The 13,036-nt window shown below is 47.4% G+C and carries 11 protein-coding genes; 9 read left to right on the top strand and 2 right to left on the bottom strand.

The window, feature by feature from the left end; translation table 11 throughout:
- Positions 1-3: 3 nt before the first annotated feature.
- Positions 4-789 (bottom strand): enoyl-ACP reductase FabI, encoded by a 786-nt coding sequence (gene fabI / locus ICN40_RS10340; protein WP_072583474.1) that lies wholly within the window; start codon positions 787-789, stop codon positions 4-6.
- Positions 790-839: 50 nt separating this feature from the next.
- Between fabI and ICN40_RS10335 the strand changes: the two genes are divergently transcribed.
- The 5 genes from ICN40_RS10335 (at position 840) to ICN40_RS10315 (ending at position 7,225) form a co-directional block, all read left to right on the top strand.
- Positions 840-2,708 carry an extracellular solute-binding protein gene (locus ICN40_RS10335; RefSeq protein ID WP_216243853.1) on the top strand — a complete coding sequence of 623 codons (1,869 nt, stop codon included), beginning with the start codon at positions 840-842 and terminating at the stop codon, positions 2,706-2,708.
- Positions 2,709-2,719: 11 nt separating this feature from the next.
- The gene (locus tag ICN40_RS10330; protein WP_192846863.1) at positions 2,720-3,784 is read left to right on the top strand and encodes a microcin C ABC transporter permease YejB; all 1,065 of its coding nucleotides are present in this window, start codon (positions 2,720-2,722) and stop codon (positions 3,782-3,784) included.
- The gene (locus ICN40_RS10325; protein WP_072583477.1) at positions 3,781-4,806 is read left to right on the top strand and encodes an ABC transporter permease; all 1,026 of its coding nucleotides are present in this window, start codon (positions 3,781-3,783) and stop codon (positions 4,804-4,806) included. Before ICN40_RS10330 ends, ICN40_RS10325 begins: the two co-directional genes overlap by 4 nt.
- A complete protein-coding gene (locus ICN40_RS10320; RefSeq protein WP_216243852.1) occupies positions 4,803-6,440 on the top strand; it encodes an ABC transporter ATP-binding protein in 1,638 nt (545 codons plus the stop codon). The genes ICN40_RS10325 and ICN40_RS10320 overlap by 4 nt, the downstream gene beginning before the upstream one ends.
- A 137-nt stretch (positions 6,441-6,577) precedes the next feature.
- Positions 6,578-7,225 (top strand): C40 family peptidase, encoded by a 648-nt coding sequence (locus ICN40_RS10315; protein ID WP_216243851.1) that lies wholly within the window; start codon positions 6,578-6,580, stop codon positions 7,223-7,225.
- 26 nt (positions 7,226-7,251) lie between these two features.
- Here the strand turns inward: ICN40_RS10315 and ICN40_RS10310 are convergent, their stop codons facing one another.
- Positions 7,252-8,175: a patatin-like phospholipase family protein gene (locus ICN40_RS10310; protein WP_143143913.1), complete on the bottom strand. Its 924-nt coding sequence runs from the start codon at positions 8,173-8,175 to the stop codon at positions 7,252-7,254.
- Between the two features lie 186 nt (positions 8,176-8,361).
- Here ICN40_RS10310 and scpB point away from each other — a divergent pair, with 186 nt between their 5' ends.
- The 4 genes from scpB to nusA all read left to right on the top strand — a co-directional run bounded on the left by scpB (position 8,362) and on the right by nusA (position 13,036).
- Positions 8,362-9,090 (top strand): SMC-Scp complex subunit ScpB, encoded by a 729-nt coding sequence (gene scpB / locus ICN40_RS10305; RefSeq protein WP_072583481.1) that lies wholly within the window; start codon positions 8,362-8,364, stop codon positions 9,088-9,090.
- Between the two features lie 6 nt (positions 9,091-9,096).
- Complete coding sequence (locus ICN40_RS10300; protein WP_216243850.1) at positions 9,097-10,893, top strand: pseudouridine synthase; 1,797 nt, start codon at positions 9,097-9,099, stop codon at positions 10,891-10,893.
- 173 nt (positions 10,894-11,066) lie between these two features.
- Positions 11,067-11,558, top strand: a complete 492-nt coding sequence (gene rimP / locus ICN40_RS10295; RefSeq protein WP_072583483.1) for a ribosome maturation factor RimP — start codon at positions 11,067-11,069, stop codon at positions 11,556-11,558.
- A complete protein-coding gene (gene nusA, locus ICN40_RS10290) occupies positions 11,555-13,036 on the top strand; it encodes a transcription termination factor NusA (RefSeq protein ID WP_072583484.1) in 1,482 nt (493 codons plus the stop codon). The genes rimP and nusA overlap by 4 nt, the downstream gene beginning before the upstream one ends.

Raw genomic sequence — 13,036 nt, 5'->3', positions numbered from 1 at the left:
TGCTCAAACTTCATCCATTCCGCCAACCACTTGACTAAAGCCGTTGTCAACGTAAATGATTTCAGCGGTGATGCCATTGGCTAAGTCAGACAATAAGAATGCAGCAGTATTGCCTACATCATCAATCGTCACATTACGGCGCAGTGGAGCAGTTTCCTCAACCGCTTGCAAAATCTTGCCAAAGCCTTTAATGCCAGAAGCGGCCAAAGTTTTAATTGGGCCAGCAGAGATGCCGTTAGCGCGAATGCCTTTAGGGCCAACTGAGCCAGCGAGGTAGCGAACGGATGCTTCAAGCGATGCTTTTGCTAAACCCATAGTGTTGTAGTTAGGAACATTCTTCATGGATCCTAAATAAGTCAATGTGAGTAATGAGGATTTATCACGCAACATCGGGAGCGCTTCTTTTGCCATTGCTGGGAAGCTGTAAGCAGAAATGTCGTGAGCAATCTTGAAGCCTTCACGAGAAAGACCTTCCAAGAAATCGCCAGCAATTGCTTCGCGTGGCGCAAAGCCAATCGCGTGTACAAAACCATCAAATTGGGGCCAGGATTTGGCTAAATCCTTAAAAAGGGCGCTGATTTGTTCGTCGCTGCCCACATCGCAGTCAAAAATCAGTTCGGTATTGAATTCTTTTGCAAAATCAACGATACGGTCCTTAAAGCGCTCACCTACATAGGTAAAGGCTAGTTCAGCACCTTCGCGGTGGCAGGCCTTGGCTATGCCATAGGCAATAGAGCGGTTGGAGAGGAGGCCGGTAATGAGGATTTTTTTGCCGGTGAGAAAGCCCATGTTGTGTCCTTTACTTCAAATATGATTAGCTATCTACAATTGTTGCATATATGCCCACCTTAAAGCCCATTCGACAAATTGCCTATTTATTGCTGCTAGCCCTGCTAGCGGGGCTAGGGGCCAATATAGCTCTGGCAGGACAAGGGATTGCACAATACGGCAAGCCTAAATATCCCGATGGATTTGCCCATTTTGATTACGTTAATCCCAATGCTCCCCGCGGTGGAACCCTGGTCTTGCCAAATCCAGGGCAAAGAACGAGCTTTGATAAATTCAACCCATTTACCCTGAGAGGTATCACCGCTCCCGGTATTGAATTGATGTTTGAGTCATTGGCCGAGGGAAGCGCTGATGAGGTCTCCAGTATTTACGGTTTATTAGCAGATGATATTCAGGTAGCCAAAGATCACAAATCGGTCACCTTCCATCTTCGATCTGAGGCAAAATTTTCAGATGGCAGTCCAGTCTTGGCTGCTGATGTTAAATATAGCTTTGATACCTTGATGAGCGGTAAAGCGCATCCGCGTTATAAAACGACTTTTGCGGATATTAAAGAAGCGGTTGTTTTGTCTGATCGATCCATCCGCTTCGACTTTAAGAATGACAATACTGAACTACCTATCCTGGCAGGAACATTCCCAGTGTTCTCGCGGAACTGGGGCAAGCAAGCAGATGGAACGGTGATTCCATTTGAGAGTCTTGCCTTTGAAACGCCAATCGGTAGTGGGCCTTATTTGATTGAATCTTTCAAAGCAGGTAAATCGATTGTTTTTAAAAAGAACCCAAACTATTGGGCTGATCAACTCGGAAAACCGTTAAATATCCGCGTAGGCTTTTATAACTTTGATCGAGTCCTTTATAAGCTTTACAGCGATGATGCTGTTAGGCTGGAAGCCTTTAAAGCGGGGGAGTTTGATGCTCTGGTTGAATATCGCGCCAAGATCTGGGCTAAAGGGTATGTGGGCTCTAAGTTTGATCAAGGTGTTCTCTTAAAGAAAGCATTCCTAAATCACAATGGCGCTGGCATGCAAGGTTTCGCTATGAATGTGCGACGGCCTATTTTTAAAGATGCGCGTGTGCGCGAAGCCTTAGGCTATGCACTTGATTTTGAATGGCTCAATCGCCAAATATTTTTTGATCAGTACAGCCGTATCAATAGTTATTTCACCAACAGTGATTTGAGTGCCAACTTTGATGGCCCTCGCAAACCTACAGAGTCAGAGCTAAAGCTACTCAAGCCCTTAAAAGCAAAATACCCACAGTGGGTTCCGGATGCAGTCTTTGGCCCGATGCCTGCGGCGCCATCAACTAAGTCGCCTGGCAGCCTACGCCAGAATTTGAAGAAAGCCCGTGAACTCCTTCTTCATGCGGGCTGGCAATATCGTGACGGTGCATTGCGCAATGAAAAGGGTGAGCCATTTCGTTTTGAGATAGTTGAAGATGGTGGATTTTTCTTGAGAGTGATTTCTGCTTATGTACGCAACTTAGAAAAGCTGGGAGTGCAAGTAGATATTCGGACCAGCGATTTTGCTTTGCATCAAAAGCGTATGAATGAATACGACTTTGATATGACCACCGTCAGATTTCAGGACTCCCAAAATCCAGGAAATGAACTCTGGGACCGCTTTGGCAGTCAGGCCGCTAAAGAAAAAGGCTCTGATAATGTGATTGGCGTGCAGTCTCCCGTGGTGGATGCTTTGATTGATGAAATTACCAAAGCACAAAATCGGGAACAGCTAAGAACCGCAACGAGAGCTCTAGATAGAGTTCTGTGGAATAGTTACTACGTTGTGCCGCAGTGGTACAACCCAACCCATCGCGTTGCCTTTCGCCACGAGATGCGTTATCCAGAGCCTCCTTTGTATTACTCGGCCGAGGCATGGATCATGCAAAACTGGTGGAAAGAAGAGGCTAAATAATGCAAGGTCAAATGCGCGCCTATATTTTTAAACGTTTGCTTCTAATGATTCCGACAATCTTGGGGGTGCTAACTCTTACCTTTGCAGTAGTGCAATTTGTTCCAGGTGGTCCAGTAGAGCAAATGGTATTGGAGTTAAAAGGGAAGGGCGGTGCTGCAACAGGCGGCTCCGAGTCCTCCGGATCCGGATCAACCTATCGCGGCCGTCAAGGTGTCGATGCACAGCGTCTAGAGGAAGTTAAAGCCTTATACGGTTTCGATAAGCCGCCACTCGAACGCTATTTCATGATGTTGGGCCGCTTTGCCAGATTTGACTTGGGTGAAAGCTACTACCAACACGAAAGCGTTTGGACTTTAGTGGTCTCTAAGTTGCCAGTCTCGATCAGTATTGGACTGTGGACCTTCTTTATTACATATTTAGTTTCCATACCCTTAGGAATAGCTAAAGCAGTACGCGATGGCTCTCGCTTTGATGCCGTCACCAGCAGCATGATCTTGGTGGGTTATGCCATTCCTGGTTTTGTGCTGGGTGTCTTATTGCTGGTGCTGTTTGGTGGAGGCAGTTTCTTACAGTTATTTCCGCTACGAGGCCTTACTTCGGATAATTGGAGTGATCTGAGTTTGTTTGGCAAAGTCATGGATTACTTGTGGCATTTAGTGTTGCCGATTACCGCCTCTGTTTTGGGTAGTTTTGCAGTAGTGACTATGCTGACCAAGAATTCTTTTCTAGAAGAGATTCGTAAACAGTATGTTCTGACTGCACGAGCAAAGGGTCTTACCGAAAAGCAAGTGTTGTGGAAACATGTGTTCCGTAATGCACTCTTGCCTTTAGTAACGGGTTTCCCGGCAGCATTTATCGGCGCATTCTTTACTGGCTCACTGTTGATCGAAACACTATTCTCATTAGATGGACTCGGTTTGCTTTCATACGAGTCCGTAATGCGTCGTGACTACCCAGTAGTCTTTGGCACTCTGTATTTATTCACTCTGATTGGCTTATTCACTAAGTTAATCTCTGATCTTTGCTATGTTTATGTGGACCCACGCATTCAGTTTGGTGCAGGAGGCGGCTCATGAGTCGTTGGCAGCGCTTCAAGAATAGTCGCATGGGTTATGCAAGCTTATGGATCTTTATGGTCCTGTTTGGTTTATCGATGTGCGCCGAATTGATTGCGAATGACAAGCCTTTAGTGGTGCGCTATGAAGGCCATTTCTATTTTCCGATTGTGAAGAGTCAGCCAGAAACTGTCTTTGGTGGTGACTTTGCGACTCCAACTGATTTCTTAGATCCCGATATTCGTCAGAACATTACTAGTAATGGAAACTGGGCAATCTACCCGCCGATTCACTATAGCTATGAGACGCTCAATTATTTTTCACAAGTGCCTAATCCAGCACCACCTTCATGGGAGAACTGGTTGGGGACTGATGATCGTGGGCGCGATGTTTTGGCTCGTCTGATCTATGGTTTCCGCTTATCGATTCTTTTTGGTCTTGCACTAACGATTGTTGGCGTGAGTGTGGGCATCATCACTGGATCCTTAATGGGCTTCTTTGGAGGAAAGTTTGACCTAGTCTCTCAGCGCCTCATAGAAATCTGGTCAGCTATGCCAGAGCTGTACTTGCTCATCATTTTTGCCTCGATCTTTAATCCTAGCGTTTCCCTGCTGATTATTTTGTTGGCCGCTTTTGGTTGGATGGGTCTATCAGATTACGTCCGTGCAGAATTTTTCCGCAATCGCGCCCTGGAATATGTGCGTGCAGCAAGAGCATTAGGTTTAACCAATTTACAAATCATGTGGCGTCACATCCTGCCTAATAGCTTGACCCCAGTGATTACCTTTTTGCCATTTCGCATGAGTGCCGCCATTTTGTCCTTAACCAGTTTGGACTTTTTAGGCTTGGGTGTACCCCCGGGCACTCCAAGCTTGGGCGAACTGCTCTCTCAAGGCAAAAGCAATCTCGATGCCTGGTGGATCTCTCTATCAACCTTTGTTGTCTTGGTCGCAACTCTGTTGCTATTAACTTTTATGGGTGAAGCATTGCGTAATGCTTTTGATTCTCGTAAGGCTGGCGTAATGAGCGGAGGTCGCTCATGAGTTTGCTTCGTTATGAAGATCTGTGCATTTCATTTGGAACGGGTCGTCGGGAAAAGTTTGCAGTCAATCATCTTGATTTAGAAATCGGCATTGGTGAGCGTGTGGCATTGGTTGGGGAATCCGGCTCAGGTAAGACGCTGACTGCATTGGCGCCATTACGTTTAGAGCCCGAGGGCGCCAAAGTCTCTGGAAAGATTCTGTGGAATAAAAAAGATGGGAAGGGCACGGTAGATTTGCTCTCGATGTCTATCCAAGATATTCGGGAGATTCGCGGTCGTGAAATTGCGATGGTGTTTCAGGAGCCGATGACGGCCTTGAACCCGCTCTTTACTGTGGGCAATCAAATTATTGAAGCAGTGCAGATCTATCAACCTTTGATATCTAAAGCGGATTCGATTGATGCCGCGATTGATTTGCTTCGTAAGACGGGAATACCTGAGCCTGAGCGCCGCTTTCATTCTTATCCACATCAACTCTCAGGCGGCCAAAGACAACGCGCCATGATTGCGATGGCTTTGGCATGTAAGCCTCGGCTACTGATTGCCGATGAGCCTACGACAGCTTTAGATGTGAGCTTGCGTTTGCAAATCTTGGATTTACTCAAAGAGCTCCAAGAAGAATCTAAAGATCATGGCGGTATGGGCATTCTGTTGATCACCCACGATCTCAATTTGGTGAAGCATTTTGCACAACGTGTCGCTGTGCTCAATCAAGGTAACTTGATGGAGGCTGGGCCAACCAAACAAGTGTTTGAACATCCAGAGGATCCTTATACGCGCACCTTGGTCAATAGTGAGCCGGTACGCGACCTGGCACCTCTGATGCCATTAGCTCCAGTGTTGTTGAAAACAGAGGATCTCTCGGTTGCTTACCCGAGCGAAGAATCAGTCTCTTGGTTTAAAAAAGCGCCATCACATAAAGTGTTGAAAAAAGTCAGCTTTGCATTAAAGCAAGGACAGACCATTGGTGTGATTGGAGAATCTGGCTCTGGCAAAACCACCCTAGGTATGGCTGTGCTCGGTTTGCTAGGTGATTCAATGGCAGAAGTGACTGGCAATGTTGATGTGCTTGGCAGCGATTGGCAAAAACTCATGCCTATGGAGCGACGTGCGATGCGTTCTAGCTTGCAGGTGATCTTTCAAGATCCCTTTGGCTCGCTGTCACCGCGCATGAACGTATTGCAGATTATTTCTGAGGGATTGGATGTGCATTTTCCGAAACTATCTACTGCAGAACGTGAGACACGTGTAGTGGATATGCTTAAAGAGGTGGGTTTAGATCGTTCTGCGCTTCTGCGCTACCCCCATGAATTTTCTGGAGGACAGCGCCAAAGAATTGCGATTGCGCGTGCCTTAATTTTGCGCCCACAAATTTTGGTATTAGATGAGCCCACCTCGGCATTGGATGTCTCTATTCAAAAGCAGGTGCTTGCCTTATTGACCGAGCTGCAAAAAAAGTACAACTTAGCCTATCTCATGATTAGTCACGATCTAGCAGTCATTAGAGCAATGTCTCACGAAGTGATGGTTCTCAAAGGGGGCAAGGTGGTGGAATTTGGTGATACCGAAACCCTCATTAAGCATCCCCGTCAGATCTATACCAGGGAACTATTTGCAGCTGCAGAGTTGACTTAGATGGCGGATCAAACCCCCCTTGAATGGGCTAATTTGGTGCATGCGCCCTGATATAAAGCAATTTTATCATTATAAACAAAGACTTAAGCATAGAGTGAAGACTTGGTTAATTGAGGGTTCTTTGTTAAACTGATCCGATGTCATTGAAAAAAGCACTTCTTTTAAAACTGCTGGGCCTAGGTTTAGGCGCCATCATCTCTGTATCTGCCTATGCGGTTGATACGGCGGTAGAGGCATCTGCGGATGCTGTAGTTCCCAAAGAAAGCATGTTCCAAGCAGGGCGCTCCTACATTGCCCGAGTATCGGACCGCTTGGCCGATACCGTGACTGGCAAGTCAGACGAATTAATTAACCGCGCTATGGAAGTCATTGGCGTGCGCTATCGCTGGGATACAGAATTACCGCAGTCTGGATTAGATGGCAGTAGCTTTGTTGGCTACGTCTTCAAAGATAAGTTGGGATTCTTATTGCCACGCAAGTCAACGCAAATGAGTCGTGTTGGTAAGCCGATTAGCCGTGAAGAATTGCAGCCAGGAGATCTTGTATTTTTTAATACGATGCGCCTCACTTTTTCTCACGTCGGAATTTATGTGGGCGATAACAAATTCATTCACTCACCTTCCAAAGGCACCAATGTTCGAGTGGATGATCTCGGTAGCCTCTATTGGGATAAACGTTTTGACGGGGCACGTCGTTTAGACGGTAGCGACAATCTCGATGACTCTGAGCGTCAAGAGCTTCTTAACGAAGTCAAAAATCTTAAGCGTAATTCACGCAGCCTTTAATCAAGCCCTCTGCAGCCTGATGGTTGCTAGCCTTTCAGCTTCTCTTTAATCAAACCCATTTGCTCTTGCGCCGCAGCTTCACCGGCGAGTATGGCGGCATTTCTGGATTTGAAATCACCGCTACCCATTTGCTTTAACTGCGGCTGAATCACGATATCTGCGCTCTTGAGTTCATACTGATTGATGCTTCTCTGCATGATAGAGATGGTTTGTTGCAAAACACCTAAGGTTCCGCTGGCATCTTGATGAGCCGGCTCGGAAGAAATATTTACTGCAATGACTAAGGTTGCCCCCATCTGTCTTGCATAGCTGACTGGTACTGGTGCCACTAAACCGCCATCGACATATTCTTTGCCGCTGATCACTGCCGGCTGAAATACTCCGGGTACGCTGCAAGATGCGCGAACGGCTAAGCCTGTATTGCCTGTTCTAAATAGAACCCCTTGGCCAGATTGCAATTCAGTAGCAACAATTCCCAAAGGGATGCGCATTTGTTCAATCGATTTATTTTGCACTTCTCGATTCACCATATTTTGCAGGGCATCACCCTTGATAAGTCCGCCAAATCGGCCAGCAAATGGGAGGCCCCAGTCGGCAATCGTGGCCTCATCTAGATTGAGGGCTAAGCGATTGAGATCATTCCCAGTGGCGCCTGATGCGAGTAGGGTGGCAATCACGCTACCAGCGCTACTACCAACAACAATATCGGGTCTGATGCCTTGGGCTTCTAATGCCTTGATGACGCCCACGTGAGCAAAACCTCGAGCTGCTCCAGCGCCTAGAACTAGGCCAACCACAGGTTTTTTACTCCCAACAAGGCTGCAAGAGCTCAAACCTACGCCCCCAAGGAGGGCGCCCATGCCAATTCCGAGGCCAAGGAGTCGACGGCGCTCCAAGGAATGGATGGCCTGAGGCCTGGATAAAGGGGGTTTTGTGGAATTCTTATGCATATGGCTATTGTATTGAGCCTACCTTATAATGGGCGCAAGGTGAACGAAAAGTACTTCGTTTCAGCGCGGGCATATCCCAAGAAGAATTGATGAGATGGATTGTCCGTAGTAGCTTGAGAACACCAAAACCCATTACTAAATACCTTTTAAAGCCTAGTCAGGATTACTCCTGGTAGCCCGAATTTTATGGACGATCACAATAAGCGCGTCATTGAAACAGCCCTCCTGTGCGCACAGGAACCACTCACCGTTGCTGATTTGTCTCGCTTATTTATAGAAGACATCACTACGGCAGATATCGATGAAGCATTAGTCGAGCTGCAACGCGCTTGGGATGACAAGGGTATGGAATTGGTGCATATCGCAACTGGCTGGCGTTTTCAAAGCCGTCTTTCGATGCGTGAGTACCTTGATCGCCTGACTCCAGAAAAGCCGCCGAAGTATTCACGTGCTGTTATGGAAACTTTAGCCATCATCGCTTACCGCCAACCTGTAACCCGTGGTGAGATCGAGGAAATCCGTGGTGTTGCTGTGAGTAGTAACGTAATGAAGCAATTAGAAGATCGTGGTTGGGTTGAGGTAATTGGTCATAAAGAAACTATTGGTCGCCCAGGCTTGTATGCCACCACCAAACAATTTTTAGATGATCTCAGTCTGACCAATTTACAAAGCTTGCCGATTTTGGAAGATGCGGCGCCAATGGCTGCTGCAGCGCAATTAGGTCAAGCGGTGATGGAGTTTGATCCATCTGCCACTGTTGAGACAGTAGTGATTGATGCGGATGCTCAAGAGGTGAGCGAGATTGACGAAGAGACAACCGAAGCCACTTTAGAAGAAGCCAGCATTGAGGTTTCTGAAGAAGAGGCTAATGAAGTTACCCCTGAGTCTGAAGACAACCCAGACGAAACAAAATAATAATTAATGACAAGCCCTAACGAAAACGATTCATCCCCGGTAGTAAATCCATCGGCAACCCCTTCTAATGCAGATGCTGCACCATCGAACTCGGATGGCCAAAAGTCTGAAGGCGGAGAGCGTGGTGAACGTCGCCCGCGCCGCCAAGGTGCCGGAGGTAGTAAACACCCATTTAATAAGAAGCGCCCATTTAATAAAGATCGGCCACGCCGTGAAGGTACTGATTCCAATGGTCCGCGCGAAGGCGGTAATAATCAAGGCAATAACCAATCTTCTAAATTAGCTCCCAATCCAGCTGAGAGTGAGGCTTTGTTTGCCTCAGTTGTCTCTGGTGAGTTTGACGCTGCTTTAGATGCTCCTGAAGTTGAGGAATTAAAAAATCCTGATAGTGTGAATGAGAATGAGGTATCTCATCAAACTGGTGCAGAGCGTCGCGCGCAGCGTGCACAACGCTCACGCGAAGATGAGGATTCAGATGCGCCAACGGATGAGGAAATGAGTAGTCTGCAGTTTGCGAACGTTGATGATCTCCCACTCAGTTTGCGTGATGAAGTTTGGTCTGACCTCGATGGTTTAGATGATGATGCTGATGATGAAGATACCGTTAAGTTGCACAAGGTATTAGCTGATGTTGGTATGGGATCCCGTCGCGATATGGAAGACTTGATTATTCAAGGGCGCGTATCAGTTAACGGATTACCAGCGCATATTGGTCAGCGTATTGGACCAACAGATCAAGTGCGTATCAATGGCAAACCTGTACATCGCAAGATTCAGACTAAGCCGCCGCGCGTGATCATGTATCACAAGCCGGCAGGTGAGATCGTTAGCCAGTCAGACCCAGAGGGTCGTCCAACCGTATTTGATCGTTTACCTAAACCGCGTCAAGGACGCTGGATCGCGGTAGGTCGATTGGACTTTAATACCGAAGGTCTTTTGTTGTTCACCACTTCTGGTGAGTTAGCAAATCGCTTAATGCATCCCCGTTACGGTGTCGAGCGTGAATACGCCGTGCGCATCTTGGGCGACTTGAGTCAAGAAAATACTTCGCTCTTAAAGAGTGGTATCACGCTCGATGATGGCCAAGCTAAATTCTTGCGCCTAGCGATGGGCGGCGGCGAAGGCGCTAACCGTTGGTATCACGTTGCATTAAGTGAGGGTCGTAATCGCGAAGTGCGTCGTATGTTCGAAGCAGTTGGTCATACAGTCTCTCGCTTGATTAGAACTCGTTACGGCATTTTCTTATTACCTCCACGCCTCCGACGTGGCAAATGGGAAGAGATTGAGGCTGGCGGCATCTATAACTTGATGAAGTCTGCTGGTTTAAAAATGCCACAGCCTCAAGATAAGGGCCGTGGCCCTAACCCTAATAATCGAGATCGTCGTCCAGTTGGAGAAGATTTCCAGCCAGATCCAATGCAAACCTCCGTTTCCTACTGGGGATCCCGTGATGCTCTAACCCTTGCTAGTGGCCATAACGGCCTAACGCATCAGGGTAGAGGTGGAAAACCTGGTGGCGGCAGTGGTTCTGGCGAAGGGCGCGGATCTTTTCGGGGTCGTACTCAAGGTGGCAGACCTGGACAGGGTGGTCAAGGCGGTCGAAGTGGGCAAGGCGGACAGGGTGGTCAAGGCGGTCAGGGCCAAAACCGCAGTAAAGGCAGCAAAGTTCACCACGGGCAGTCTGCTTTTGTGACGGGCAACCCCCAGAGTCCTGGAAATGGGCCTAAACGTAGCGCACCAAAAGGGCGCAAACCCTTCAATAAAGGACCTAGAAAACCCCGTAATCCGGGCGAAAGCTTCTGATTTGTATCGGTTTTATGCCAAATAGGCTATAATTTTGGTCTTACAGCATGATTCTGCTGTATTTAGTAGTTACCGACTGATGTTGCGATCAACGTAAGTCGGCCTGTTCTGAATTTCAAGAATATGGGCTTTGAAGCCCATTTTTTTTTGCCATTTTGGTATGAGGGGATGTCGTGAAGGATCAGCAGGTTATTTCTGCAGAGCTGGAAAACTTAGGTTACACGCTAGTAGAGATTGAGCGTGAAGCCGGAGGATTGCTGCGCGTCACGATTGAAAACCCAGATTACGAACGCTTGATTTCTGTTTTGGATTGCGAGAAGGTGAGCCATCAATTGAGCTACACCTTGCCAGTTGAAAACATTCCTTATGAGCGTTTAGAAATTTCATCTCCAGGATTGGATCGTCCAGTGAAAAGTGCCGCTGATTATGAGCGCTTCGCTGGAATGCAAGTGGATTTGAAATTGCGCGTGGCAGTTGGCGGTCGCAAGAATTTTCGTGGTGAGTTACAAGGTTTGCTGAGTGGTGAATTGAATTCACCGGATGCAAAGTTTGGTTTGGTATTTGAGGGTGCTGATGGTCAGCCTTCTCAATTGGAGTTCTCTTTAGCCGAGGTCGATAAGACTCGGTTGGTCCCTGTTATTGATTTCAAAGGAAGAAAGTCATGAGCCGAGAAGTTCTCATGTTGGCAGACGCGTTAGCGCGTGAAAAGAACGTTGATCAAGCAATTGTGTTCGAGGCGTTGGAGATGGCTTTGGCCTCTGCGACCAAGAAGCGCTACGCTACAGAAGACGTGGATATCCGCGTTTCAATTGATCGTGAAACTGGTGAATACGAAACCTTCCGTCGCTGGTTGGTTGTGCCCAATGAAGCTGGTTTGCAAGAGCCGGACAAAGAGATTCTGCAATTTGAAGCCCAAGAGCAACTCGCCGACATGGAAGTTGGTGACTACATCGAAGAGGAAATTGAATCTTTAGCATTTGGTCGTATCGGCGCACAAGCTGCTAAGCAAGTCATCTTGCAGCGCATTCGTGACGCTGAACGCGAACAGATTTTGAACGACTACCTTGAGCGTGGCGAAAAAGTCATGACCGGTACCGTCAAGCGTGCCGACAAGAATGGCCTGATCATTGAATCCGGTCGTGTTGAAGCCTTGCTGCGTCGTGATCAAATGATCCCAAAAGAGAACTTACGCTCTGGTGATCGTGTTCGCGCCTATATTCTTAAGGTGGATCGCGAAGCACGTGGCCCACAAATCGAACTCTCACGTACTTGCCCAGACTTCTTGATTAAGTTGTTTGAGAACGAAGTTCCAGAAATGGAACAGGGCTTACTGGAGATTAAGGGCGCTGCCCGTGATCCTGGTGTGCGCGCAAAGATTGCTGTGATTACTTATGACAAGCGCATCGATCCAATTGGCACTTGCGTTGGCGTGCGTGGTACACGCGTAACTGCTGTCCGTAACGAAGTAGCCGGCGAAGCGGTCGACATCGTATTGTGGTCTGAAGATCCAGCGCAATTTGTGATTGGTGCTTTGGCTCCAGCTCAAGTTTCATCAATCGTGGTTGATGAAGAGCGTCATGCGATGGATGTAGTGGTTGACGAAGAGAATTTGGCAATCGCTATTGGCCGTAGTGGACAGAACGTTCGTTTGGCGAGTGATTTGACTGGTTGGCAGATCAACATCATGACTCCTGAAGAGTCTGCTGAGAAAACTGAAAAAGAAGCTTCTTCTGTACGTCAATTGTTCATGGACAAGTTGGACGTAGACCAAGAAGTGGCTGATATTTTGATTGAAGAAGGTTTCAACACATTAGAAGAAGTGGCCTACGTACCATTGTCTGAAATGTTAGAGATTGATTCATTTGATGAAGATACTGTGAATGAGTTGCGTACCCGCGCTCGTGACTCTTTGTTGACCATGGAGTTGGCAAAGGAAGAGCGTATTGGTGAGGTTTCACAAGATTTACGCTCCCTGGAAGGGATGACTACAGAGCTGATTGCTAAGCTTGCTGACAATCAAGTACATACCCGTGACGACCTTGCTGAATTAGCTGTTGATGAGCTAGTTGAGGCGACACAAATTGACGAAGAAACTGCGAAAACGCTCATCATGAAAGCGCGCGAACATTGGTTTACTTCATGA

The sequence above is a fragment of the Polynucleobacter sp. Fuers-14 genome, assembly GCF_018882045.1.
In the GTDB taxonomy this organism is placed as follows: domain Bacteria; phylum Pseudomonadota; class Gammaproteobacteria; order Burkholderiales; family Burkholderiaceae; genus Polynucleobacter.
Note: the sequence above shows the minus strand (reverse complement) of the source record. Positions and strands in the feature narration are given on the sequence as shown.

Bases quoted from the DNA above. Each gene is read 5' to 3' on its own strand.
- fabI (WP_072583474.1), bottom strand. From the start codon at position 789: ATGGGCTTTCTCACCGGCAAAAAAATCCTCATTACCGGCCTCCTCTCC.
- ICN40_RS10330 (WP_192846863.1), top strand. From the start codon at position 2,720: ATGCGCGCCTATATTTTTAAACGTTTGCTTCTAATGATTCCGACAATC.
- scpB (WP_072583481.1), top strand. From the start codon at position 8,362: ATGGACGATCACAATAAGCGCGTCATTGAAACAGCCCTCCTGTGCGCA.
- nusA (WP_072583484.1), top strand. From the start codon at position 11,555: ATGAGCCGAGAAGTTCTCATGTTGGCAGACGCGTTAGCGCGTGAAAAG.
- ICN40_RS10325 (WP_072583477.1), top strand. From the start codon at position 3,781: ATGAGTCGTTGGCAGCGCTTCAAGAATAGTCGCATGGGTTATGCAAGC.
- ICN40_RS10300 (WP_216243850.1), top strand. From the start codon at position 9,097: ATGACAAGCCCTAACGAAAACGATTCATCCCCGGTAGTAAATCCATCG.
- ICN40_RS10315 (WP_216243851.1), top strand. From the start codon at position 6,578: ATGTCATTGAAAAAAGCACTTCTTTTAAAACTGCTGGGCCTAGGTTTA.
- ICN40_RS10335 (WP_216243853.1), top strand. From the start codon at position 840: ATGCCCACCTTAAAGCCCATTCGACAAATTGCCTATTTATTGCTGCTA.
- ICN40_RS10310 (WP_143143913.1), bottom strand. From the start codon at position 8,175: ATGCATAAGAATTCCACAAAACCCCCTTTATCCAGGCCTCAGGCCATC.
- ICN40_RS10320 (WP_216243852.1), top strand. From the start codon at position 4,803: ATGAGTTTGCTTCGTTATGAAGATCTGTGCATTTCATTTGGAACGGGT.